This is a genomic window from Allobaileyella intestinalis, from assembly GCF_009695865.1.
Lineage (GTDB): Bacteria > Bacillota > Clostridia > Peptostreptococcales > Anaerovoracaceae > Allobaileyella > Allobaileyella intestinalis.
Genome location: NZ_VUNB01000004.1, coordinates 117,730 through 142,410 on the forward strand (window position 1 = coordinate 117,730; position 24,681 = coordinate 142,410).

Below are 24,681 nucleotides of genomic sequence, written 5' to 3' on the forward strand. Positions count from 1 at the left end.
ATTACTATTATCAAGGAGAAACAATAAATGAGTATTGTAGACAACAAAGTCCTGGATCCGAAGCTTTCTGCAGGTGTTGATGCAGATCTTCAGCCTACTAAAGAAAGAATCATGGGATCCCTTTCTTACACAGCATCATTCCTTGGAGGCTGTGTATCAATCGGTACTTTCTCCATGGGATCAGCACTTATAGGTGTGCTCACAATCCCTCAGGCGGTCCTGGCCATGGCCATCGGATGCCTTGTAATCGCTGTTGCCCTGGTGCTCATCGGCAATGCCGGCCATAAGTATGGAATGCCATATGTAGTTCAGCTTAGATCAAGCTTCGGTGTTACAGGTGTAAAAGTTCCTGGCGTGCTGAGAGGTGTGCCGGCCATTGTATGGTTCGGTTTCCAGTCATGGGTAGGTGCAGGAGCCATAAACAGCTGCTTCAAGATTCTGTGGGGATTTGACAATCTTCCGCTGATCTTCGGACTGTTCACCATCCTTCAGGTTGCACTGGCAATCAAGGGTTTCCACGGAATCAAGTGGCTTGAGAATTTCTCATGCGTGTTCATCGTAGTAATTCTTGCATACATGTTGTATGTAGTAAAAACAAAGTTCGCTGTGGACATCAGCGCTTCCTTTGCAGATGTAAAGGGTACATGGGGAATGCCTTTCTGGGCAGCCACCACATCATTCCTGGGAATTTATTCCACAATGATTATCAACGCTTCCGACTATTCCAGAAACCTTAAGGAGAACATCGGACCAGTAAAGACAGGTTCTATTTACACAATTGCTATCCTTCCTGTAACACTGTTCATGGGACTTATCGGACTTCTGGTAACGGCAGCTACAGGTAATTCCGACCCTGTAGTTGTATTCTCAACAACAATGGGAAGTAAGTTCCTGACTGTAGTAACACTGCTGTTCATTGCATTTGCTCAGGTTACAACAAACGTACTGAACAATATCGTTCCTCCTGCATATGTGCTGATGGAGTCCTTCAAGATGAAGTGGTCTCACGCTACCGTTCTGGTTGGAGTGCTTTCAGTATGTGTAATGCCTTGGAAGCTGGTTACAGCAGATTCTGCAGCTGGCCTTTCAATGTTCACAAAGATCTATTCCGCATTCCTGGGACCTATCTTTGCTGTAATGGTTGTGGACTACTACTTCCTCCGCAAGAGCACCCTTGATGTTAATACACTTTATGATAAGACAGGCCCATTCAAGGGAGTCAACTGGGCAGCAATTATTGCCATCACAGTTGGAGCACTGGTATCTGTATTCGTTGTAGACCTTTCATGGTATGTGAGCCTCATACCTACAGGCCTGGTTTACTACATACTCATGAAGAAGATGCCTGCTGCTGAAAACTTCAGAAAAGGAACTATTTTCGAAGAGTAGTCTGCTGACCGGATTTAATGCATTTTAACCGGTAAAATAAATTTTCTATCCTGCAGAGAGCTGCGAATCCGGCTCTCTGCACCTTAAAAGCAATATGGAGGATTAGATATGTATGATCTAATTATCAAGAACGGCAAATTAGTTACACCTGACAGAATCTATGCTGCAGATATTGCTGTACAGGATGGCAAGTACGCTGCATTCCTGGCACCTGGATCAGACGCTGAGGCAAAGGAAGTAATCGATGCTGAAGGAAATCTGGTTTTCCCGGGAATCATCGACTGCCACGCACATCTGAACGAGCCTGGATTCGAGTACAGAGAGGATTTTGAGACAGGATCAAGGGCAGCTGCAGTAGCCGGATGCACAACGCTGATCGACATGCCTCTCAACAACGATCCATCTCTGATGAACAAAGAAATTTTTGACCTTAAGATGGGCAAGATCAGCAAACATTCTTATGTTGATTTCGGACTCTGGGGCGGAATCGTCGGAGACTTTGATGACGATCCTGATTCAGTACACAACAACCTGGCAGACTTGATTGATCTGGAGAAGGCTGGCGTTGCTGCATTCAAGGGGTTCACTTGTCCAAATGGGCCTTTGTTCCCTACAGTAAATATGGGAAATGTCCGTGAAGCACTTGAGATTCTCAAGCCTTATAACGCACTTTGCGGATTCCACTGTGAGGAGTACGGCCAGGTTCTTGAAAGAGAAAAGAAGGCAAAGGCAAAGACTGACATGTCCAGAGAAGAGAAGATCAGAGCCTTCCTGGACTCTCACGATGTATGGACTGAGTATGTGGCTACTAAAAATGTTATCGACATGGCAAGAGCAACAGGCGGAAGAGTCCACATCTGCCATGTAAGCCATCCGATGGTTGCTCAGGTTGTTAAGGATGCACAGCACGAAGGTCTTCCTATTACAGCTGAGACCTGTCCTCACTATCTTGGATTCACAGAGGATTTCGTTTTCGAGAAGGGAGCACCTGCTAAGTGCACTCCTCCAATGAGAACTAAAGAGGATATGGAAAAGCTCTGGGACTACGTTCTTGATGGAACACTTTCCTGCGTAGGCAGCGACCATTCTCCAGCTGCTGACGAAGAGAAGGATAACGAAACAAGAGATATCTGGCAGGCATGGGGTGGCCTTAATGCAATTCAGTTCTTCCTGCCAATGATGTTCGATATGGTAGTGCACCAGAAGAAGTTGAGCCCAAGTCTCATTGCAAAGGTTATGGACTACAACCCTGCAAAGATCTTCGGATTCTACGGACAGAAGGGTGCCTTCGAAATCGGTTTCGATGCTGACGCTGTTATCCTCGATCCTGAAAAATCCTGGAAGGTTGAGCAGGAGAAGCTCTTTACAAAGGGCCATGTAACATGCTTCGATGGTCTTGAAGGAAAAGGAGCCCCGACATGCACTGTTATTCGCGGCCGCGTTGTTGCAAAGGACGGAATGTATCTGGAAGATGCAAAGGGCTACGGAGAGTATGTAACACCTGTAAAATAACAGGTATTTAAACTAAGGAGAACAATTAATGAGCACAGAAAACAAAAACGTGAACACCCCTGCATCAGAGGGTGAAAGCATTAGGCCAATTCCTTGGGAAAAACGTACTATGAGCTGGGGCTCAAACACCATGCTCTGGCTTGGTGGATGTATTTCCATCGGAACCCTGGCAATGGGTTCTGCACAGCTTGAGACAGGCCTTAACCTTCTTCAGCTGTTCCTGGCGGTACTGATCGGATCAACTATTCTTGTAGTTGGTATAGCAATGAACGACCAGTTCGGTTACACAACTGGTGCACCTTATTCAATCCATCTGAAGAGTGCTTACGGAACAAAGGGTAACATTCTTCCATCAATGATCAGAGGTCTTCCTGCAATCGTATGGTATGGCTACCAGACATGGCTGGGTGGAGCTGCAATCAACAACATTTCAAAGCTCCTCTTTCACTATGACAACATCTGGCTGTTCTTCATTCTTTTCCAGGTTGTTCAGATTCTTCTGTCAATCAAGGGATTCAAGGGTGCAAAATGGGTAGGAAACATCGGCGGCACAGTTATTGTAATCGCAATGTTCTATCTCCTTTACATCTGCGTAACAACTCAGTGGGATGTTATTTCTGCAAACCTGATGCACAAAACAGGCACATGGGGACTTCCTTTTGTTGCATCTATAATCGCTTTCTTCGGTAACTCTACAACAGTAATGCTGAATGCTTCTGACTACTCCCGTGAGATGAAGAAGGGCTACAGCGCTCCTGTACGTGGCTTCTCATACTTCATGGCAATGGTTCCTGCAACTGTAATGCTGGGAGTTATTGGTGCAATGGCATCAACAGCAACTGGAATTGCAAACCCTATTAACGCATTTGCCGAGATGGTAGATAACAAGGTAGTACTGGTTGTAACACTGGCATTCATCATCTTTGCACAGCTGTCAACAAACCTGGCAAGTAACGTAATTCCGCCTGCATATGTATTCATGGACGTTTTCAAGATGAAGCACAAGACAGCAGTAGTTCTCATCGGAGTTCTTGCTGTTGCTACATGCCCATGGATTCTTACAAACGACAAATCTGCAGCAGGACTTTCACTGTTCGTAAAGATTTACTCTGCATTCTTCGCTCCAATCTTTGCAATTCTTATTGTAGATTTCTTCATTCTGCATAAGAGACATTTCACAAAGGAGCAGCTGGATGATCTGTATGATCCTGAAGGTTCCAAGAAGGGTGTCAACATGGCAGCAATTATTGCTACTATTGTTGGATGCATTATCGGACTGGTAAACGTAAACCTGTCCTTCTTCACTGCAACTATTCCAACTGGTGTTGTTTACTACCTGTTGATGAAGAACATGAAATCATGTGAGAATTTCAGAAAGGGAACTACACTTGAGAAGTAGTATTTCATTTCCGGAATATGAATAGTGGAATGAGTAATGATTTCCAAGTAAAAAGCAGGGGCCTGGCCCCTGCTTTTTTCGTTTTACAAATGCTTCTCGATAAATAAAGAAGTTCTGTCCAGCAGCTCTGCTGTTTCCGGATTGTCTGTGTTCCTGTCAAAATCGTGCTCAGGAATGGAAACTATGAATTTTTCAGGCCTGTATTTATTGGAAAAGGCGATGAATTCACTGTATGGCACGTCTGTGTCACCTGAGCTGTGGGCTGCAAATACGGGGGCAGGAAGCTGATCAACGGCGCGCAGAGTGTAGTAAAGGAAAAAGTATTTATCCCTGCCTTCATAGATCAGATCCTTCCATTTACCCGTTTGTCTTGCATATACATAGGTGCTGTAATATTCATCCAGGGATCCGCTGTATACAATCTTTTCTTCAGTTATCTTTGTGAGGTCTTCAGGTACAGCTGGCAGCTGGCAGTAGAAAGAGCTTTTTGCATCATACCATCCGTCGTTCAGAAAACCATAACCGTAATACGAAATTATTCCGTTCAGGCTTACCGTCAGTTTATTGCTGGAAGATGCCAGAAGAACGAGGTAGGCTCCTGCCGAACGTCCCCAGAGGAAAAGGGGAACGCTTTTGTCTGTTCCGGATATTTCATAGGCTTTGTTAATGGAATCTATGACATCTTCCAGTATTAAATCCATCTTCGCCTGAGGTGCCAGGGGATAGTCGATGGCAAGTATGGCATATCCATGGCCGGTAAGTTTCTGCAGGTGCATTTCCGGCAGATCTCCAGGTGTTCCATATAAGAGTCCACCACCGTGGATGTAGACAATAAGGGCCTCTATATTACCAGAATCAGGAGTATAGAAAATAAAATTTCTGGAATCTGCATCAGCTCCTGTTTTATATCCTTCACTTATAACCGGAATAATTTTAGTGTTCACTTTCCTTACCTCGCAATCTAGTATGTTAAAATTTTAATGCAATAATTTTTTCACAATTCTTCTTCCCGCACTCCATGCATAAAAAAAGAATATTTTAATTTCTAAAAGATATTCATTATTCTTTGTGCAAAATGGGCGGGAATACAGGAAGTTTGTCTAATTCAATTGAAATATCCCGTTTCCAGCCAAACTTTCTATGAAATTATATAATAATGTTAAAAAATTTTCTAAGATGGTTTTGGCTTAATATTAATACAATATAAATGCATTGAAATTAAAAAAATAGCCTTGAAAAATTGGTTGAAAGGTGGTTAAATACAAACTGAAAATTGGTTGAAAAGTATTAATCATTTTTCTTGACGTAGTTATTAATTTAATGGCATAGGGAAGAGAGGTAAACTTCATGAGCTATTTGAACAATAATACTGGTTACAGAAAGACACTGCTGGACACAAGATCTGTTTATAAGAAGGACAATTTCGTAATTCTTGAACCAGACGGCCTTGTAAAGAACGCTATTCCAGGATATGAGAACTGCGATACAACAATTCTCGGATCTCCTGAGATGGGTGCAAAGTTCGCTGATTACATTTCAACCGTTCATCCAGGTGGAAAGAACAACAAGATCGGTGGAGACGGAATCGAGGCATTCCTGTATGTTATCAGCGGAGAGCTGACAGTAAAGAATGCTGACGAGGAAGCAACACTTAAAGAGGGCGGTTACATCTATACACCAGCTGATAAGCCTTTCTGCTTCGAGAACAAGAGCGACAAAGATGCTTTCGTTTATATCTACAGAAAGAGATATGCAGCTATCGACGGTCTTTCAGCTCACACAGTTGTTGGAAACATCAATGACGTTGAGTGGATGGATTATGAGGGAATGACAAACTGCCAGAGCAAGGATTTCCTGCCTTCAGCTAAGGATCTGGGATTCGATATGAACATGCACATCCTGAAGTTCAACCCAGGTGCTTGCCACGGATACATCGAAACACATATCCAGGAGCACGGAATGTACTTCCTGCAGGGCAAGGGAATGTACAGACTGGACGATGAGTGGATTCCACTTCAGAAGGGTGACTATGTATTCATGGACTCCTATGTTCCACAGGCTTGCTACGGCGTAGGAACTGAGGACTTCATCTACATCTACTCAAAGGATTGCAACAGAGACGTTGAGCTGTAGGTTTTAACAATAAGAGACATTGTTTGAACAGGTTCGTGTCAGGGATGCGGACCTGTTTTTTAAGAAAATTTCATTAACTGCGAATTTGCGGAGGTATATTAAGTGAAATTATCAAGAGAAGAGCTTAAGGGCCTGATGAAGAACAAGCTTATGCAGGCTGGTCTGCACGAGGATGATGCAGAGACTACATCAGAGATTCTTACATGGGCTCATGAAAGAGGATATTACTCCCACGGTGCTGTAAGAGTTGAGTACTACAGTGAGAGAATCGCAAAGGGTGGTATTACTGTAGAGCCGAAGATGACATGGAAGGAAACTGGCCCGTGCTCCGGAATCCTTGATGGTGACAATGGTATCGGATTCAGTGTTGCTAAGAAGGGAATGGAAAAGGCCATTGAGATGGCTAAGAAAAACGGAGTAGCAGTTGTTGGTATGGCTAATCTGTCACATTCCGGATCTATCGGTTATTATACAGAAATGGCAGCAGATGAGGGACTTCTTGCAATTTCCTTCTGCCAGTCAGATCCAATGGCAGTTCCTTATGGCGGCGCTGAGCCATATTACGGCACAAACCCTATTTCTTTCTCAGCTCCATCAGCTGACGACAGAAAGGTAGTCTTCGATATGGCTACAACAGTTCAGGCCTGGGGCAAGATTCTTGACAAGAGATCAAAGCATCAGGAAATCCCTGCAGACTGGGCAGTTGATGAGAATGGTGCTCCTGTAACTGATCCTCACAAGGTTAACGCCCTTAATCCTATAGCAGGTGCAAAGGGATACGGCCTGATGATGCTTGTAGATGTATTCTCCGGAATTCTCCTGGGAGTTCCATTCGGCGGACATGTAAGCTCAATGTATCATGACCTTTCTGAAGGCAGAAGACTGGGTCAGATGCACATTGTAATGGATCCTGACAGATTCGTTGGTGCAGATGCATTCAAGGCTGCAATGTCACAGTGCCTGGATGAACTTGATGCAATGAAGCCGGCTCCTGGATTCGACAAGGTTAACTATCCTGGCGAGAGAGCTAAGGCAAGAATGGAGAAGGCATATGCAACTGGCGGCCTTGATGTTGCAGACGAGCTGGTTGAGTACCTGAAGGGCGATGCAGTTCACTTCAACAGATACGATCACAAGAACAGATTTGCTGACTAATTACAAGGGAGAAATTAAATGCTGAAGACAATTGTAAAAGCCGGAAGCTACCATGATTCAGTTACCCTGATGCTTCTCACCAACGCTGTTTCTACAGTCGAAGGTGTCAAGAAGGTTTCCATCATGATGGCAACACCTGCTAACAAGGATATTTTTAAGCAGAGCGGACTTGAGACAGAGGAACTGATGAACGCTACAGCAAATGACATGGTAGTCGTTGCAGATGTAGACGATGACAGCGTTCTTGATGCTCTTATGGATAAAGTTGACGAGTACTTCGCAAAAGAAGCTAACGCAAACAAGAAGAGCGAAGGAAACAAGTCAGCAAAGAGCTGGGAGCAGGCACTGAACCAGATGCCAGATGCAAACCTGGCAGTTATTTCCATCCCTGGAGCTTATGCTGCTCTTGAGGCAGATAGAGCACTGGATGAGGGCATGAACGTATTCATGTTCTCTGACAATGTAACTATTGAGGATGAGAAAAAGATCAAGGATAAGGCTCACGAGAAGGGACTTGTTGTAATGGGTCCTGACTGCGGTACTGGAATCATCCAGAGTGTTCCGATTGCATTCACAAATACAGTAAATCCTGGTCCTATTGGCATCATTGGTGCATCTGGCACAGGAATCCAGGAGCTGACAACAATCATAGACAGACTTGGAGAGGGTGTTACAAACGCCATTGGTACTGGTGGACGTGACCTTTCCGAGGAGGTTGGCGGAACTACAATGATGGATGTCATTGACGCTATGGAGAAAGACCAGACTGTGAAGGTTCTGGTAGTTATCTCCAAACCACCGGCAAAGGACGTAAGAGACAGAATTGCTGCAAGACTGAGCGTTTATAGCAAGCCTGTTGTATGCCTGTTCCTTGGTGAGAAGCCTGAGTATTATGAGGAAGGCCTGTATCAGACATATACTCTTGATGAATGCGCAAGACTTGCAGTCAGCCTGGTAAGAGGTCAGAAGGTTCCTGAAGGAAAAGTTGACTGTGACAGATCCAGATTCTTCAAGGCTGAGGATAAGAAGACAATCAAGGCTTATTATTCCGGCGGTACTCTTGCAGGGGAAGCTGCAATGATGATCAAGGATGCTCTGAAGATCACAGACAACACTCACGAAGATGGATTTAAGCTTAACCACGACGGACATGTTGTAATCGACCTGGGTGACGATATGTACACACAGGGCAAGCCTCATCCAATGATCGACCCAACCAAGAGAGTTGAGTGCATGGAAGAAGCAATGGACGATCCAAGCACAGGTGTCATTCTCTTTGATGTTGTTTTGGGATATGGTTCTCACGACGACATGGCAGGCGCTCTTATTCCTGCAGTTGAGACCCTCAAGAAGAAGGCTGCTGAGCAGAACAGAGAGATCTTCTTCGTAGCTGAGGTATGCGGAACAAGAAATGACTATCAGGGATACGATGAGTCCGTTAAGAAGCTTCAGGATGCCGGCGTTATCGTAGCTGAGACAAACAAACTGGCAGTTGAAACTGCAATTGAAGCAGTTGGCTACAAGTTCACAGAGGAGCCAAAGGAGATTCGTCCTAAGAAGGTAAGAGATTTTACTCCTGCAGAGCCATCAGAGAAGCTGCTTTCAATGCTTTCCAACAAGCCAAAGGTTATCAACATTGGTCTGAAGAGCTTTGCAGAGGTTACTGCTAAGTTCGGATGCGATGTGGTTCAATACGACTGGATGCCACCTGCAGGCGGAAACATTGAGCTGATCAAGGCACTCAGTTTCCTGAGAAACTATGAAGGCTTTGATATTGACGAGGCAAACCGCAAGGTTATCGCCAAGGTAGTTGCTGCTCAGCCAGTACTTAAGGACAACGTTCCTGCTATGGATGTAATTCCTCAGCTTAATGAGAACAATGGCAGAGTAATTCTCCACGCAGGTCCGCCAATTGAGTATAAGGATATGCCTGCAACAGTTCAGGGCTCTTGCGTAGGTGCTGTTCTGTTTGAGGAGTGGGCAGACAATGAGGCAGATGCCCGTAAACTCCTGGAGTCCGGCGAAATCAAGTTCATTCCATGCCACCACTGCAATGCAGTAGGTCCTATGGGAGGAATTACAACTCAGCACATGCCTGTATTCGTTGTACAGAACGAGACAGATGGAAACTACGCTTACTGCCAGATGAACGAGGGTATCGGAAAAGTTCTGAGATTCGGTGCTTATTCTGAAGAGGTAATAAACAGACTGAGATGGATGAGAGACGTTCTTGGACCAACTCTGGGAAGAGCCATCAGAAGCATTGACGGCGGACTTAGAGTTAATCCGCTGATCGCTAAGGCTATTGCCATGGGCGATGAGTTCCACCAGAGAAATATTGCTGCTTCTCTCTGCTTCCTGAAGGAAATGGCTCCAATCATCACTGATATGGATATGCCAGAGGATGAGAAGTCACAGGTTATCAAGTTCCTGGCTGACACAGACCAGTTCTTCCTGAACATCATGATGGCTACTGGCAAGTCTATCATGGATGGTGCAAGGACTCTGACAGAGGGTACTGTTGTTACTGCAATGTGCAGAAACGGAGTAAACTTCGGTATCAGAATTGCAGGAATGGGCGATGAGTGGTTCACAGGACCTGTTAACACACCACAGGGTCTGTACTTCACAGGTTATGACGGTGATGACGCTTGTCCTGATATTGGAGACAGTGCTATTACAGAGACTGTAGGTGTAGGCGGAATGGCAATGATCGCTGCTCCTGCTGTAACAAGATTTGTAGGTGCAGGCGGATATGAGGACGCTCTGAACACATCTAACGAGATGACAGAGATTACCATTGACAGAAATCCTAACTACATTATTCCTAACTGGAACTTCACAGGTACCTGCCTTGGAATTGATGCAAGACTGGTTGTTGAAAAGGGTATTACTCCAGTAATCAATACCGGTATCGCACACAAGATTGCCGGATTCGGACAGATTGGTGCCGGAACAGTACATCCGCCAATCGAAGCATTTGAAAAGGCTGTACTTGCTTATGCCAAGAAACTCGGATATGAAGGTTAAGGGAGTTTACAGGTAAAATAACAAGTAATTTAACGGCCTGAGAGATCAGGCCGTTACTATTATCACAGAATATCAAGGGGGATATTTTCATGGCAAAAAAAATTGTCATAGCGCTGGGTGGAAACGCACTTGGCAATACAGTAGATGAGCAGAGAAAGGCAGTTGCTCATACTGCGGAAGTAATCGTAGATCTGATTGAAGAAGGCCACGATCTCATCGTTACACATGGAAACGGACCACAGGTGGGAATGATTCAGAAAGCCATGGATGCTCTTACAGCATCAGATGCTAAATATGGAAGAGTTCCTCTGCCTACAAGCGTAGCAATGTCTCAGGGTTACATTGCAATCGACCTTCAGAACGCCATCAAGTACGAGCTGAAGAAGAGAGGTATTGACAAGAAGGTATCTTCAATTATTTCTCAGACAATAGTAGATCCTGAGGATGATGCATTTAAGAATCCAACTAAGCCAATCGGCAGCTTCATGACAAAGGAAGAAGCTGATAAGCTGGCTGCAGAAGGCGTCTCTGTAGTAGAGGACTCAGGAAGAGGATATCGTAAGGTTGTAGCTTCTCCAATGCCTCTCAGAATATGTGAGCTGGGAACCATAAGAACTCTTGCTGATGCCGGTCATGTAGTTATTACTTGCGGCGGCGGCGGAATCCCTGTGTTCGATAAAGGCGGAAAACTGGTAGGTGCTGAAGCAGTAATTGACAAGGATAATGCATCCAGCCTTCTGGCCAGAGAGCTGGGAGCAGATTACCTTGTAATCCTCACAGCTGTTGAAAAGGTTGCCATTAACTTTGGTAAGGAGAACCAGGAATGGCTCTCTGATCTGACTATTGAACAGGCAAAGAAATATATTGACGAGGAGCAGTTTGCCAAGGGTTCAATGCTTCCTAAGGTAGAGGCTGCTATCCGCTTTGCAGAGTCAGGCGAAGGCAGAAATGCCCTCATCACCCTCCTTGAGAAGGCTAAAGAAGGAATTAATGGAGAAACAGGAACTGTCATTCACAAATAGTTCCTGCCAATTCACTAAATCATCTGTAAAATTCACGGGAGTTATTTAGAAATGAACATACCTGTTAATTTCGCGATGTGGGGCATGGCGTTTTTACCTATCATCGTATTAATAGTATTAATGATCAAGTTCCACTGGGGTGCTACAGAGGCAGCCCCAGTTGGTTTGCTTGTAACGATTTTTTCTGCCATGACGTTCTATAAGGCACCAGCCCATCTGGTTGCCGTAGAGAGTGCAAAAGGCGTATGGAGTTCCCTGGTTATTCTTCTGATCATCTGGACTGCAATACTGCTTTATCAGGCAGGAGAGGAAGCAAACGCTTTTCTTGTTATAAAGAATGAGCTCAGCAAACTCATACCCAATGAGCTTCTTCTCATACTGGCTCTTGGCTGGGTTTTTGTAAGCTTCCTTCAGGGAATCACCGGTTTTGGCGTTCCAGTAGCAGTAGTTGCTCCACTTCTTATAGGACTTGGAGTTAAGCCAATATATGCTGTTGTGATTTCCCTTCTGGGCCAGGCCTGGGGAAATACTTTTGGAACACTGGGAGCAGCCTGGGATGCACTGGCTGATTCAGCCGGATTGAACAAGGGCAGTGAGGAATACTTCAAGGCTGCTTTCTGGGCAGCAGTTTTCCTTCTGGCATGGGATGTTATTACTGGTATCATCATCTGCTGGTTCTATGGAAAAGGAAAAGCCGTTAAAAGAGGACTTCCGGCTGTCCTTGTAATCAGCATCATCGGAGGCGGCGGAGAGTTGATTCTCAGCCAGATAAACACAACCCTCAGCAACTTCATACCTGCAGTTATTGCTCTTGTAGTTGTTATGCTTCTTGGCAGAATGAAGATATACAATACAGAGTGGAAGATTGATGAGTCACCGATTATGGACAGGGATAAAACTGAAATCCAGGAGGAAAGTAATGTTCCTGAAGACATGTCTCTGTTTCAGGCATTCCTGCCATATCTGCTGCTGTCAGTTATGACACTGGTTGTTCTTGCGGTGCCTTCTATCAACCACGCTCTTGGCAGTATTCAAATTGGAATTACCGTGCCAGAAACCCGTACAGGATATGGTATAGTAAATGCAGCCAGCAATAACTATTCTCCAATTGCTATCTTCACTCAGGCAAGTATGTTCCTTTTCCTTGCGGCAATTATCGCCCTTGTTTATTACAAGAAAAAGGGATGGATTAAAGAAGGTGGAGTCAAGAACGCTTTTGGAAACTCAATTGCTATGACTATGCCTTCCGGAATGGCCGTTATTGGACTGGTAATAATGTCCAAGATTATGGGAGGAACAGGCCAGACCGTGGTTTTGTCACAGGGAATTGCAAACGTTCTTGGAAGCAAGTATCTGCTCCTTGCACCGTTTGTAGGACTCCTTGGAACATTTATGACAGCAAGCAACATGAGCTCAAACATTTTGTTTGGAGGATTCCAGGTTACTACAGCAAATCTTCTTAATGTTTCAGCCCCGGGAGTACTTGGTGCTCAGACTGCCGGCGGAGCTATCGGTTCTGCTGTCAGCCCAAGTAAAATTATTCTTGGAACTACTACTGCCAACATTCTTGGCAGAGAGGGTGAAGTTCTCAGAATCATGCTTGCAATTACAATTCCGGCAACTATCCTGATCGGAGCTTTCCTGTTCATGGTGTTTGGACTGTAGGAGGTGCTGTATGGAGAAGTCTAATTTCTGGAAAACTAAAGCTGGTGCGCTGACCATCGGTTTTATAATTGCAATGATAAGCTTTGTTGTCACTTTAGTCGGCATAAAAATGAATTCTGAGATGGTTCAGAACCTGGGACTGGTTCTTGTAATTATCGCAGTATTAATTTCTCCAGTAAAAGTATTTATAATTGATCGTAAGAATAAGTAGGAGGATCAACAATGGACATTGAAAAAGTAACAGGAAGAATTGCTCAGGACCTTGAGTATCTTAAGAAATTCACTGCTACTCCGGAAGCTGGATGCACAAGACTTCCTTTCACAAAGGAGTTTCGTGAAGCAGCAGACTATCTTAAGGGTGAGATGGAGTCCATCGGCCTTGAGGTAAAGGAAGATGCTGCTGGTAACGTTTTTGGTATTCTGAGAGGAACAGACCCTTCACTGCCATGTGTAATGACAGGATCTCATATAGACTCAGTTCTTCACGGCGGTAACTACGATGGAATCGGCGGAGTTGTATGCTCTCTCGAGGCTGCAAGACAGATCGTAGATATGGGACTTGAGCACAAGAGAGACCTGGTTGTTGTAGGATTCATGGACGAGGAAGGCATGAGATTCGGCACAGGATATTTCGGATCTGGTGCTATGCTTGGCCACAGAGATCCTGAATATACTAGAAAATTTGCTGATACTAACGGCGTTACTATTGCTGAGGCTATGAAGGAGTATGGCCTTGATCCAGACAAGATTCAGGATGCAAAGTGGCCTGATGGCTCTATCGGAAACTTCATCGAAGCTCACATTGAGCAGGGACCGGTTCTTGATCAGAAGCATATTGAAATCGGCCTTGTAACAGGTATTGTTGGAATCCAGAGATACATGGTTACTATCCACGGAAGAGCTGACCACGCTGGTACAACTCCAATGGATATGAGACTGGACGCAGCAGATGCAGCAGCAAAGGTTATTTCCAAGATTGCTGACTGGGCTAGAGAAAAGGCTGATGGAACTGTTGCTACAGTTGGCCTCATCAAGGTTCCAAACGGCGGAATGAACATTGTTGCAGAGCAGGTTGAATTTACTGTAGATATCCGTTCAATGAACAATGACAATATCAATGATATTGCTAACAGAATCAAGGCAGCACTGGCTCGTGAGTGCAAGATCATGGGCGGATCTTACGAGATCGACACAAAGCTGGTTATCACACCTGTTGAGCTGAGCAGCTCCATGCTTGATACACTGGAAGATTCATGCAAGAAGAGAGGATATTCTTACATGAGAATGCCAAGCGGTGCCGGCCACGATTCTCTTGAGATAGGACAGCAGCTTCCAACTGTAATGGTATTCGTACCAAGCAAGGACGGTAGAAGCCATACACCTGTTGAGTTCAGTAAGTACAGTGATCTGGCAAAGGCTTCTGTACTGATGACAGATCTGATTGCAGAACTCCTGAACAAGTAATAACTTTTTTTACGACGGATGGTGAAGAACTATGGTAGATGGAAGATATAATTCTGCCTACAAAAAAAACAATATCAGAACCCTGAGACGTGCTCTTAAGATGACTCAGAAAGAGTTCATTGATTATTTTCTATGTAATAGTGATAAAAAGCCTTCCATGAGCATTGCGACACTCTCCAACCTTGAGTCCAAGGGAGGAGAACGTGTTAATGAAGTTGTGAGCACAGTTTGTGCAAAACTTCAGATTGACACTATGATCTTTTCTCTGCCTACTGATGAATTCATAAAGGAAATCGAAAGCTACCTGGCTGAGAATAAAGATTACAGCGAGCTCATTCAGGGATCAGAGAAAAAGGGAAGCATCAGCAAGCTGGTAAACCGCCTGACAATGTATTTTGCAGACGAGATGCTTGAGGGACGTCTTAAACGGGGTGACCAGATCGAATCTGACCGGGAACTGGCAAAGAAGCTGGGGGTTGGCAGATCGGCAGTAAGAGAATCTCTTAAAGTACTGGATGTACTGGGGATGATCGATATCAGACTGGGACAGGGAACGTACATTTCCAGCCGTGAAACAAATTTCTTCTCTATCCCGCTGTCCTGGTCTCTTTTCCTTGACGGTGAACAGGTGGACAGCATACTGACAGTCAGATCTATACTTGAGGTGAAATCTGCAGAGCTTGCTGCGGGCTGCACCGACAAGATAAAGCTGGAGAGACTGGCGGATAACTACAAGCGCATGGAAGATGTTTTTACTAACTGTGAAAGAGAGAGCAACACTCAGGCAAAGCTGAAAGAAATTCTTTCTGCCGATATTGATTTCCACACTTGCATTGCTGAGTGTTCCGGAAATCAGATTATTCTGTCAATGCTTAGTACAATAAGGAACTTTCTTCAGAGAGTAAGTGGTACTGGTATGGTGGAAGCTGAACAGGTAACCGCCGTCATGGCAGAGCACAGGGAGCTTTATGCGGCTATTACTTCAGGGGATCCTGAGGAGGCAGCTGCGTCTATGAAGAGGCATCTGGATGCATCCAGCCTGCGTTATAAGCTCTAGAATCAAAACTTAATATTGCGCTTTTTCTTAGAAGTAAACGTCTTTAAAAATTGGTTGATTTTTAACAATTTCGCAGTCGTGAAATTGGGTCAACCAATTTTTCTTTTTCCATTGACAGGAGGAGATTTCCGTAGTATAAATATTTGGAAAGCTTGAAAAATAAGCTGTTCGCGAATCTGTACAAAACAGGATCCGCAATTCAATATGATTACATCAGGCAAGATCTTTGTAATTTATATCGTATTAAATATTTTAATATGGAGGCAAAATGTACAAGATAGTTAGTAAGAAAATTTTGAATCCTGCCCTCGAACTCATGGAGATTTATGCTCCTTTTGTTGCCAGGAAATGTGAGGCAGGTCAGTTCATAATCATCAGAGTGGATGAGGACGGTGAAAGAATTCCTCTCACAATTGCTGACTTTGACAGAGAAAAAGAGACAGTAACCATCATCTATCAGAAGGTGGGATATTCAACAAATCTTCTGTCAGAGAAGCAGGAGGGAGATTATGTAGCTGATTTCGTAGGACCTCTTGGAGTTCCTTCTCCTCTCAAGTACACCGACAAGAAGGTAATCGGTATTGCCGGCGGACTGGGGGCTGCACCTATCTACCCACAGCTCAAGAAGCTTCACGAAATGGGAGTTAAGGTGGATGTAATCATCGGCGGAAGATCCAAGGATTTTATCATTCTTGAAGATCAGTTCAGAGAGTTCTGCGACAACGTGTACATTTGTACAGATGACGGAACCTATGGAACAAAGGGCTTTGTAACTGTTGTTCTCCAGGAGCTTCTAGATAAAGGACAGGAGTACGAGGAGTGCATTGCAATAGGTTCTCTTGGAATGATGAACGGCGTTGTCAATGTAACTAAGCCTCGCGGACTCCATACAATGGTATCTCTTAACCCGCTTATGATCGATGGTACAGGCATGTGTGGATGCTGCCGTGTAACAGTAGACGGCGAAATGAAGTTTGCCTGTGTTGACGGACCGGACTTCGATGGATTCAAGGTAGATTTCAAGGAGTGTATGGAACGTCAGAACTTCTTCAAGGATAAGGAGAAGGAAATGAACGATCATGTATGCAAGATAGGAAGGGGCTAAGAATGGAAAAGAGAAATATGAGTCTTGAGAAGGTAAAGATGCCTGAGCAGGATCCTGATGTAAGAAATAAAAACTTTGACGAAGTTGCTCTGGGATATACTCCTGAGATGGCAATGGAAGAAGCTCAGAGATGCCTTCATTGTAAGAACAAACCCTGCGTTGGAGGATGCCCTGTAAACGTTCCGATTCCGGAGTTCATCGAGAAGGTGGCAGCGGGAGATTTCGAGGCTGCATACCAGGTTATAACTCGTGAAAATGCACTTCCAGCTATCTGCGGACGTGTATGCCCTCAGGAGGACCAGTGCGAAGGCAGATGCGTTCGCGGCATCAAGGGAGAGCCAGTGGGAATCGGCCGCATGGAGAGATTCGTTGCTGACTATCATATGGCAAAAGGAGACACAACCGTCCCTGAAATCGAGAAAAACGGCATTAAAGTTGCAGTTATCGGCTGCGGTCCGTCAGGAATAACATGTGCCGGTGAACTGGCAAGAAAGGGATACGATGTTACAGTTTTCGAAGCTCTTCACAAACCAGGCGGAGTGCTGAGCTACGGAATTCCTGAGTTCAGACTTCCTAAAGCTCTGGTGGCAAAGGAAATCGAGAACGTTGAAAAACTGGGCGTAGACATTGAGACTAACGTTATCGTTGGTAAGTCCATTACCATCGATGACCTGATGAGCGATGGATACAAGGCTGTATTCATAGGAAGCGGCGCAGGACTTCCAAAGTTCCTGAATATTCCGGGAGAAAACCTCCTGGGCGTATACTCAGCAAATGAATTCCTCACAAGAGTAAACCTGATGAAGGCATTCAAATTCCCTGAAACACCTACACCAGTAAAAATCGGCAAGAAGGTTGCTGTAGTCGGAGCCGGAAACGTAGCCATGGATGCAGCAAGAACAGCTAAGCGTCTCGGTGCAGAAGAGGTTTACATCGTATACAGAAGAAGTGAAGAAGAGTGCCCGGCAAGACTGGAAGAAGTTCACCACGCCAAGGAAGAGGGAATAATTTTCAAATTCCTCAACAATCCTTGCAAGATTCTCGGTGATGAGAACGGATATGTTACAGGCATGGAAGTTGTAAAACAGGAGCTGGGCGAACCTGATGCTTCCGGAAGAAGGAGACCAATTCCTATTGAGGGTTCCAACTACGTAATGGATGTTGATTCCGTTATCATATCTGTTGGTACAAGTCCAAATCCTCTGCTCAGGACAACAACTCCAGGTCTGGACACACAGAAATGGGGCGGAATCATTGTAGATGAAGCTACAATGGAGACTAGCAAAGAGTACGTCTACGCCGGTGGAGATGCGGTTACAGGTGCAGCCACAGTTATTCTGGCAATGGGTGCAGGAAAAACAGCAGCCGCTGCTATCGACGAGAAGCTTAAGGCTCAGAACTAAGCTATGTTAAGATCCTCCAGGATCTCTATATAGATACATTACCTCACATATATGAATAATTTAAAGATTGTTCATGATTTACCCGTCAGCTACTTTACCGGCAGGCGGGTATTTTTATGCAAAAAAATTTTTTGCCGGAAAGCCACGGGATTACGGGAAATCAGAGACTTTTTTCCTACTTGCAATAAAGGTACAGTTAAAACAAGCATAACCACCGTTCGTGCAAAATGTGTTGATTAAATGAACGGTTTAAGTAGAATGATGAAGAAATTAATTATTGGGATATACATTTTAGACGGGGTACAAAAAATGGATGACACTAAGAAGAAATTCAAGATTTCCCTTACTACCCAGATCCTGATAGCAACTATTGCAGGTATTGTATTTGGTGCTATTGTTGGACCATGGGCAGCAAATCTGGCGTTCATCGGAAATATTTTCCTGAGACTGATCCAGATGTCCGTAGTATTACTTGTAATGACAGCTGTTGCTGGTGCAGTAGGAAGCGGTGACGGACAAGATGTAGGAAAGATGGGATTCCACACCTTCAAGTGGATCATTATCTTCACCATCATTTCTGCAGGTCTGGGTGTTGCTCTTTCCATGATTATGCAGCCTGGTGTAGGCGTTGATATTTCCACAGCCGCTAACCTGGGCAAGCAGAAGGTTGAGTCTACATCACTTCAGGATACTATCCTGAACTTCGTACCAACCAACATCATCGGTTCCATGGCTGAAGGTGCAATGGTTCCATGTATCGTATTCGCACTGTTCTTCGGTGTAGCAATGGGATCCTACGCAAGACAGAGCGGAAACAGAGTAGTTGTTGACTGGATCAACGGAATTAATGGAACGATTACGGCAATCATTAAGATCGTCATGAACATCGCTCCTATCGGTATCTTCTGCCTGCTGGCAAACGTTGCAGGATCAACTGGATTCAAGGTAATCATTCCAATGCTGAAGTTCCTGCTGCTCCTTGCAATCGGAGATGCTATTCAGTTCCTTCTCTACACACCGCTTACAAACTTCCTTACAAAGACAAAGATTACAAAGATGCCTAAGAAGTTTGCTAAGATGTCAATCATGGCTGTTACTACAACTTCAGGAGCTATCTGCCTGCCAACCAAGATTGAGGACGAAGTTACTAAGTTCGGTGTAAGCCGCAAGGTTGCTGACTTTACAGGTCCGATTACAATGTCAATGAACAGCTGTGGTGCTGCACAGTGCTATGTAGCCGCTATTTTCTTCATGGCGCAGTCACTGCACATTAACCTCAGCCCTTATCAGATGGGAATGGCTATTCTCCTTTCATGCCTGATGTGCCTGGGAACCATTTCTGTACCTGGAGGTTCAGTAATCGTATATACATTCCTGGCAAGCTCCCTGGGACTTCCTCTTGAGAGCATCGCTATCCTTATCGGAATCGACTGGTTCGCTGGAATGTTCCGTACACTTATGAACGTTGACGTTGACGTAATGGTTGGAATGCTCGTTGCAAGCAAGCTTGGTGAGCTGGACCACGATGTCTTCGATGACAAGAAGGTAGTTACATACTAAATAAAAGTGCTACATCAGTATTTCATACATAGCGCCAAAAGGCCCGCTGGCTATTGTCAGCGGGCCTTTTGGCGATTTATAATTAAGAGTCTGTAATTAAATAATCTGTAAAACAGGATTTTAAGGGGAATAAATGATAACAAGGGATCTCATAGATCATCTGATAATAAACCTTGCGGCGTTAATAATAATAGCAAATCTGCTGTCACACATACACGTGTTTCAGAAGGCGATCCTTCAGGAACGGAGAAGTGTAAAACAGGATTTTCTCCTTTCACTGGTTTTTGTGGGAATCATCATTGTTTCTACTTCGCTGGAGGTGGACATCAGCACCTATGTTCTGAATACCAGGATGATTGGAGCTATGTCTGCCGGGCTTCTGGGCGGGCCCATGGTCGGATTTTTCGCTTCTATTCTTGGTGGAGCCTATGTTCTGATAACAACTTCTCCAGGGGTGATGGCAAGATCTGCTGCATTTTCCACTGTGTGTTTCGGACTGCTGGGAGCCGGTTTTTATCCGTATTTTCAGAGGGGAAAATGGAAATACAGGGATCTGATTATTCTGGCTGTGTTTGCTGAGCTGTTTGAGATTTTTTCTTTGCTGAGACTGACCGTTTCAATGCAGGTGGCAATCCAGGCAATAATCAACATGAGTATCCCTATGCTGATCACAAACGTTGTCGGTCTTGTTGTGTTCATTGCGAATTTCAACTACGTATTCATTCAGCAGGATGCGGAGATCTCACGGCAGCTTCAGCGTATCGGAATGGTAACTCAGGAATGCAGGGATATTTTTGAAGACAGCAACAGCCACGGCGACGATCTTAAGCGCTTTGTGGATGTATTGATGGACAACTTCGACTACAGTGGAGTTATGATCACGGATACGAAGAAAATCATTCACTGGCGCCATCCTGACATCAAGCTTTCAGTGGAGGAATTGTCGGAACTTCCGAGAATAGCTGTCCAGGCCATGGCCTCAGGCAAACTGGAAACCATGGAAACCCCTCCTGAAGGAAGTGTGTGGGAAAATACCCTGAAAGACAACTATTCAGCGGCTGTACCCTTTGTAGTTAACGGAAAGACCAGAGGATGCCTGATTGTCTGGGTTAAGCGTAAATGGTTTCAGAAAACAGTGGAACTGGAGTTTCTGCAGATAGTACAGAATCTCATACTGTTTCAGCTTTCGAAGGAAGAGCTGGGAAGACAGCTGGAGCTTACGGCTCAGGCCGAGCTGAAGGCCCTGCAGTTCCAGGTTAACCCCCATTTTCTATTTAATGCTCTCAATACAATTTCCTTCGTCTGCCGGGAGGATCCTGAAAGGGCAGTAACTCTTCTCAGAGTGCTGGCATCATATTTCAGATACAGCCTGAGACAAAGCGGTTTTATGGTACCTCTCTCTGATGAGATTCAGCACGTGAAAGACTACCTGAAAATTGAAGAGGCCAGATTTGAAGAGAAGCTGGAGGTAGTCTTCATCGAGGAAATAAAATCTGATATTCTTGTACCGGTATTGATCTTACAGCCAATAATTGAAAATGCAGTAAGATATGGAATATCATCTGACGGCCACAGGCACGTGTCCATCTGCATAAGCAAAATAGAAGATCACATCAGAGTTACTATTGAAGACAAAGGGCCTGGCATACCTGAAGAAGTGATGTCAGATCTGGAAGTGGATAATGACTTAGAGGACCACATTGGACTGATAAATGTAAACCGCAGGCTGAAGAACATATATGGTGAGGATCGGGGTCTGAATATTTCAAGCAGCAGCAGCGGAACTATCGTAGAAATTAATTTCTATGGAGATAACAATCATGAGTGAAAAGTTGAATGACAATATTAGAATAGGAATCGTAGATGATGAACGTCCGGCCAGAGAAGGACTGCGTTACGAGATTGAGAATATTTTAACAAATCCGGAAATTTTCGTTGCCGATTCAGGAATATCGGCTATTCAAATGCTGACAGACAATAAAGTGGATCTTCTTTTCCTTGATATAAACCTTGGGGATACGAAAAGCACCAATCTTGTTCCCACATTCCACAAACTGGATCCTGAAATGGCTATATGCTTCGTTACAGCTTATTCTGACTATGCGGTTCAGGCTTTTCAGCTTGAAGTGGACGATTATATTATGAAACCTTTTGATCCAGAGAGAATCGAACGGATAGTAAAGAAAGTCATTGCCGCTAAATCAGCTGCTGGAACTTATTCTTCCAATGGATCAACAGGATCAGCCGAGGAAGAGACTAACATCAAACGAATCGGAATCAAAGGCAAAGACAGGACTGTTTACATAGACATTGACAAAATAGTCTACATTGAAACTTATGAACGGGGATGCAACATTTATACTGTTGATAATAAGTATTATGATTCAGATTCCATAGGAAGTCTGGAACAGAAACTGCCAGAACTGTTCAGGATTCATAAAAGCTATCTGGTGAACCCGGCAAAAGTCAGTGAGGTTTTTCCGTGGAGCAAAAATAATTACTGCCTGAAAATGGAAGGATATTCTTCGGAAATTCTTCCCATAGGTCGGGATAAGATCGGTGCCTTGAGAGAATTGTTGGAAAGGAAATAAAAGAAAACGGACTTAAAAGCCAGCAACTATTCCCAAAATTATGATTTTAGGAATAGTTGTAGAGAGAGCAGGTGGAGAATTTGTATTTCCCCACTGCTTTATCTTTATGATTTCAAAATATCTGCAAGTTCTTATATCGAATATTATTTCATAATCAGCTGAGGCGCTTCTGGAAATTGCCATATATTTGATTGCCTTCTGTAGCGATCATGAAAACATTTGGATCTATTTTATTTACGATTTCTCTCAATCTGTTCATCTCGTACTTTGACACAACAGTTACCAAAATATAAGTTTTTTCGTTAGTATATGCACCTTCGCCAACCCAGTCTGTCACTCCTCTTGGAAGTTCGGACATTATGGCTTTTGCAATACCTTCTTTTTTCGTAAAAATCATAACCGTAGTCTTGATGTTCTGAGTGTGGATCTTGTCCACAGTCAAGCTGTAAATAGTAACGAAAATAAAGGAATATACTACCATCTGAGCGTTGAAAATCAGGAAACAGGTGCTGAAAACACCGATGTTGATGATGATACTGATTTTTCCAACGGTGAAATTAGGATGTGTCCGGCTCATCAATACTCCGATTATGTCCTGGCCGCCGCAGCTGCACCTGGCTCTCAGCACAAGCCCATTTCCGAAACCTCCCAGGATTCCTCCAACTATACAGGTAGTAAGAGGATCAGTAAAAGGCGGCGTATGTGGAACTGGAACCATGGCCAGAAAGACGGACTGGAGCCCTACTGATATAAGGGTTTTTAAAGTAAAAGGTATGCCCATAATCCGGAGAGCCCAGATAAAAAGTGGTGCATTGAGGATGAAGTAAAGCACACCTACCAGATTGATGGAAGATGGTATGGGCATGGATAACACGCTTCTGAAAAGCAGGTTTAACAGCATTGATATACCTGCAAAACCGCCCATGTAGAAGCCGTGGCTGTAAACTATGTAGTTAATTGCCGCAGCAGATATGAAATTTCCAACGAGAATATAGAAAACTTCCATTGCCGTGGTCCTGGAGTTGGGATCCAGCTCGGTGTGCCACTTTGTCATACTTATGTCCTTTCATTTTCATTATACAGTAGTTTTATAGGGATAATTTGACTATATATGCCAATATTTACTAATAATAATTATTGGATACAAGCTTTAATCCCAACCGAAAAGAGACGGTTCTTTGTCCAAAAGGTATATTTTTTCCAGTTCTTCTCCGTGCAGGTTGAAGTTCAGGCTTTCCAGGTTTTCTTTCATGTGGCCTGCTCCCCCGGATTTTACAATTACCGGTGTTCCTGGCTGGGTAAGACTTCTCAGGGCAACCTGGGAAACCGTCCGCTGGTGATTTTCTGCAATACTCCTGAGAACCGGCTCATTATAAATATCTTTTTTCCCCTGCGTGAGAGGCGCATAACCTTGCATAAGCGTTCCCTTCTGGTTGAGTATCTCCTTCCACTTCAGGTTCCGGTGATATATGTGACACTCCACCTGATTGACTGCAGGGATAATGGAGCAGTTTTTCAGCAGCTCCAGGTATTCTTCGCTGTTGAAGTTTGAGATACCGATGGAATGAACAAGATTTCTGCTGACACATTCTTCCAGTCCTGCGTACATCTCTTTAAAGCTATCATATGGCTCATGTATCAGCACCAGATCAAGGTAATCCAATTCCATTTTGCGGAGAGATTCTATTACCGACTTTACTGTCTCCTTTCGGCTCATATCTTCAGAGACTTTTGATGTAATAAAGAGCTGGTCTCTGTGTAGTCCTGTTACTGAGAGGCCTTGAGCTATTCCACTTCCCACTTCTGTTTCATTTTCATACATGGGAGCTGTATCTACAAGTCTGTATCCTGTATTTATTGTCAGGGACACTGTGTTAACACATTTATCGCCAGTCAGTCCATATGTGCCGAATCCAATTACGGGAATCATGTATCCACTGTTCAGCAGAAGCTGGGATTTGTTTTCATTTTCTATGCCTTCAGTCATTTTCATGTGCTTTTATGATTATTTTAATCTTCGTTATCGGTTATTCGTACAAAACATAATAAGATATTGTTGTAATTTTATCATAAACTGAACCGTGGTTCATACCTGGATATCAGGTTTTTTCTTTGATGTGTTGAATATAATGGAAAACAGGTATAAAAAAACAGGCGTCTTACCGGCATTGCCGGTTCTGACGCCCTTAAGAAATT

20 protein-coding genes are annotated in these 24,681 nt (G+C 44.1%); 16 read left to right on the forward strand and 4 right to left on the reverse strand.

Annotated elements, in window-relative coordinates; all coding sequences use genetic code 11:
* The first annotated feature begins 27 nt into the window (after positions 1-27).
* The 3 genes from FYJ66_RS05520 to FYJ66_RS05530 all read left to right on the forward strand — a co-directional run bounded on the left by FYJ66_RS05520 (position 28) and on the right by FYJ66_RS05530 (position 4,300).
* The gene (locus tag FYJ66_RS05520; protein WP_154572519.1) at positions 28-1,389 is read left to right on the forward strand and encodes an NCS1 family transporter; all 1,362 of its coding nucleotides are present in this window, start codon (positions 28-30) and stop codon (positions 1,387-1,389) included.
* 108 nt (positions 1,390-1,497) lie between these two features.
* Positions 1,498-2,901, forward strand: a complete 1,404-nt coding sequence (allB, locus tag FYJ66_RS05525) for an allantoinase AllB (RefSeq protein ID WP_154572520.1) — start codon at positions 1,498-1,500, stop codon at positions 2,899-2,901.
* Between the two features lie 28 nt (positions 2,902-2,929).
* Positions 2,930-4,300 (forward strand): NCS1 family transporter, encoded by a 1,371-nt coding sequence (locus FYJ66_RS05530; protein ID WP_154572521.1) that lies wholly within the window; start codon positions 2,930-2,932, stop codon positions 4,298-4,300.
* A gap of 83 nt (positions 4,301-4,383) precedes the next feature.
* Here FYJ66_RS05530 and FYJ66_RS05535 read toward each other — a convergent pair whose 3' ends face one another.
* Positions 4,384-5,244, reverse strand: a complete 861-nt coding sequence (locus FYJ66_RS05535; protein ID WP_320593005.1) for an alpha/beta hydrolase — start codon at positions 5,242-5,244, stop codon at positions 4,384-4,386.
* A 403-nt stretch (positions 5,245-5,647) separates the two neighbouring features.
* Here FYJ66_RS05535 and allE point away from each other — a divergent pair, with 403 nt between their 5' ends.
* The 13 genes from allE to FYJ66_RS05600 all read left to right on the forward strand — a co-directional run bounded on the left by allE (position 5,648) and on the right by FYJ66_RS05600 (position 22,485).
* The gene (gene allE / locus FYJ66_RS05540; protein WP_154572522.1) at positions 5,648-6,433 is read left to right on the forward strand and encodes a (S)-ureidoglycine aminohydrolase; all 786 of its coding nucleotides are present in this window, start codon (positions 5,648-5,650) and stop codon (positions 6,431-6,433) included.
* 102 nt (positions 6,434-6,535) lie between these two features.
* A complete protein-coding gene (gene allD / locus FYJ66_RS05545; RefSeq protein WP_338071157.1) occupies positions 6,536-7,588 on the forward strand; it encodes an ureidoglycolate dehydrogenase in 1,053 nt (350 codons plus the stop codon).
* A gap of 18 nt (positions 7,589-7,606) precedes the next feature.
* The gene (locus FYJ66_RS05550) at positions 7,607-10,618 is read left to right on the forward strand and encodes a bifunctional FdrA/YlbE family protein (protein ID WP_154572523.1); all 3,012 of its coding nucleotides are present in this window, start codon (positions 7,607-7,609) and stop codon (positions 10,616-10,618) included.
* Positions 10,619-10,707: 89 nt separating this feature from the next.
* The gene (gene arcC, locus FYJ66_RS05555) at positions 10,708-11,640 is read left to right on the forward strand and encodes a carbamate kinase (RefSeq protein ID WP_154572524.1); all 933 of its coding nucleotides are present in this window, start codon (positions 10,708-10,710) and stop codon (positions 11,638-11,640) included.
* A gap of 51 nt (positions 11,641-11,691) precedes the next feature.
* The gene (locus FYJ66_RS05560; protein WP_154572525.1) at positions 11,692-13,305 is read left to right on the forward strand and encodes an L-lactate permease; all 1,614 of its coding nucleotides are present in this window, start codon (positions 11,692-11,694) and stop codon (positions 13,303-13,305) included.
* Between the two features lie 10 nt (positions 13,306-13,315).
* On the forward strand, positions 13,316-13,516 hold the full coding sequence (locus FYJ66_RS05565) for a hypothetical protein (protein ID WP_154572526.1): 201 nt from the start codon (positions 13,316-13,318) through the stop codon (positions 13,514-13,516).
* Positions 13,517-13,527: 11 nt separating this feature from the next.
* On the forward strand, positions 13,528-14,769 hold the full coding sequence (locus FYJ66_RS05570; RefSeq protein WP_154572527.1) for a M20 family metallo-hydrolase: 1,242 nt from the start codon (positions 13,528-13,530) through the stop codon (positions 14,767-14,769).
* A 31-nt stretch (positions 14,770-14,800) separates the two neighbouring features.
* Positions 14,801-15,826 carry a FadR/GntR family transcriptional regulator gene (locus tag FYJ66_RS05575; protein WP_154572528.1) on the forward strand — a complete coding sequence of 342 codons (1,026 nt, stop codon included), beginning with the start codon at positions 14,801-14,803 and terminating at the stop codon, positions 15,824-15,826.
* 268 nt (positions 15,827-16,094) lie between these two features.
* Positions 16,095-16,931, forward strand: a complete 837-nt coding sequence (locus tag FYJ66_RS05580) for a sulfide/dihydroorotate dehydrogenase-like FAD/NAD-binding protein (RefSeq protein ID WP_154572529.1) — start codon at positions 16,095-16,097, stop codon at positions 16,929-16,931.
* 17 nt (positions 16,932-16,948) lie between these two features.
* Positions 16,949-18,334: an NADPH-dependent glutamate synthase gene (gene gltA / locus FYJ66_RS05585; RefSeq protein ID WP_465250561.1), complete on the forward strand. Its 1,386-nt coding sequence runs from the start codon at positions 16,949-16,951 to the stop codon at positions 18,332-18,334.
* 309 nt (positions 18,335-18,643) lie between these two features.
* Positions 18,644-19,894 carry a dicarboxylate/amino acid:cation symporter gene (locus tag FYJ66_RS05590; protein WP_154572531.1) on the forward strand — a complete coding sequence of 417 codons (1,251 nt, stop codon included), beginning with the start codon at positions 18,644-18,646 and terminating at the stop codon, positions 19,892-19,894.
* Between the two features lie 133 nt (positions 19,895-20,027).
* On the forward strand, positions 20,028-21,722 hold the full coding sequence (locus tag FYJ66_RS05595) for a histidine kinase (RefSeq protein ID WP_154572532.1): 1,695 nt from the start codon (positions 20,028-20,030) through the stop codon (positions 21,720-21,722).
* Positions 21,715-22,485, forward strand: a complete 771-nt coding sequence (locus tag FYJ66_RS05600) for a LytR/AlgR family response regulator transcription factor (protein ID WP_154572533.1) — start codon at positions 21,715-21,717, stop codon at positions 22,483-22,485. The genes FYJ66_RS05595 and FYJ66_RS05600 overlap by 8 nt, the downstream gene beginning before the upstream one ends.
* 12 nt (positions 22,486-22,497) lie before the next feature.
* Here the strand turns inward: FYJ66_RS05600 and FYJ66_RS05605 are convergent, their stop codons facing one another.
* The 3 genes from FYJ66_RS05605 to FYJ66_RS05615 form a co-directional block, all read right to left on the reverse strand.
* A complete protein-coding gene (locus tag FYJ66_RS05605) occupies positions 22,498-22,668 on the reverse strand; it encodes a hypothetical protein (RefSeq protein WP_154572534.1) in 171 nt (56 codons plus the stop codon).
* Positions 22,640-23,539 carry a YitT family protein gene (locus FYJ66_RS05610; protein ID WP_154572535.1) on the reverse strand — a complete coding sequence of 300 codons (900 nt, stop codon included), beginning with the start codon at positions 23,537-23,539 and terminating at the stop codon, positions 22,640-22,642. The genes FYJ66_RS05605 and FYJ66_RS05610 overlap by 29 nt, the downstream gene beginning before the upstream one ends.
* 96 nt (positions 23,540-23,635) lie before the next feature.
* Positions 23,636-24,472, reverse strand: coding sequence for an aldo/keto reductase (locus tag FYJ66_RS05615; protein WP_206157006.1), 837 nt, complete (start codon positions 24,470-24,472; stop codon positions 23,636-23,638).
* Positions 24,473-24,681 lie beyond the last annotated feature (209 nt).

Bases quoted from the DNA above. Each gene is read 5' to 3' on its own strand.
- FYJ66_RS05605 (WP_154572534.1), bottom strand. From the start codon at position 22,668: ATGGCAATTTCCAGAAGCGCCTCAGCTGATTATGAAATAATATTCGAT.
- arcC (WP_154572524.1), top strand. From the start codon at position 10,708: ATGGCAAAAAAAATTGTCATAGCGCTGGGTGGAAACGCACTTGGCAAT.
- allE (WP_154572522.1), top strand. From the start codon at position 5,648: ATGAGCTATTTGAACAATAATACTGGTTACAGAAAGACACTGCTGGAC.
- FYJ66_RS05565 (WP_154572526.1), top strand. From the start codon at position 13,316: ATGGAGAAGTCTAATTTCTGGAAAACTAAAGCTGGTGCGCTGACCATC.
- FYJ66_RS05560 (WP_154572525.1), top strand. From the start codon at position 11,692: ATGAACATACCTGTTAATTTCGCGATGTGGGGCATGGCGTTTTTACCT.
- FYJ66_RS05610 (WP_154572535.1), bottom strand. From the start codon at position 23,539: ATGACAAAGTGGCACACCGAGCTGGATCCCAACTCCAGGACCACGGCA.
- FYJ66_RS05530 (WP_154572521.1), top strand. From the start codon at position 2,930: ATGAGCACAGAAAACAAAAACGTGAACACCCCTGCATCAGAGGGTGAA.
- FYJ66_RS05575 (WP_154572528.1), top strand. From the start codon at position 14,801: ATGGTAGATGGAAGATATAATTCTGCCTACAAAAAAAACAATATCAGA.
- FYJ66_RS05595 (WP_154572532.1), top strand. From the start codon at position 20,028: ATGATAACAAGGGATCTCATAGATCATCTGATAATAAACCTTGCGGCG.
- FYJ66_RS05520 (WP_154572519.1), top strand. From the start codon at position 28: ATGAGTATTGTAGACAACAAAGTCCTGGATCCGAAGCTTTCTGCAGGT.
- FYJ66_RS05570 (WP_154572527.1), top strand. From the start codon at position 13,528: ATGGACATTGAAAAAGTAACAGGAAGAATTGCTCAGGACCTTGAGTAT.
- FYJ66_RS05590 (WP_154572531.1), top strand. From the start codon at position 18,644: ATGGATGACACTAAGAAGAAATTCAAGATTTCCCTTACTACCCAGATC.
- FYJ66_RS05580 (WP_154572529.1), top strand. From the start codon at position 16,095: ATGTACAAGATAGTTAGTAAGAAAATTTTGAATCCTGCCCTCGAACTC.
- allB (WP_154572520.1), top strand. From the start codon at position 1,498: ATGTATGATCTAATTATCAAGAACGGCAAATTAGTTACACCTGACAGA.
- gltA (WP_465250561.1), top strand. From the start codon at position 16,949: ATGAGTCTTGAGAAGGTAAAGATGCCTGAGCAGGATCCTGATGTAAGA.
- FYJ66_RS05615 (WP_206157006.1), bottom strand. From the start codon at position 24,472: ATGACTGAAGGCATAGAAAATGAAAACAAATCCCAGCTTCTGCTGAAC.
- FYJ66_RS05600 (WP_154572533.1), top strand. From the start codon at position 21,715: ATGAGTGAAAAGTTGAATGACAATATTAGAATAGGAATCGTAGATGAT.
- FYJ66_RS05550 (WP_154572523.1), top strand. From the start codon at position 7,607: ATGCTGAAGACAATTGTAAAAGCCGGAAGCTACCATGATTCAGTTACC.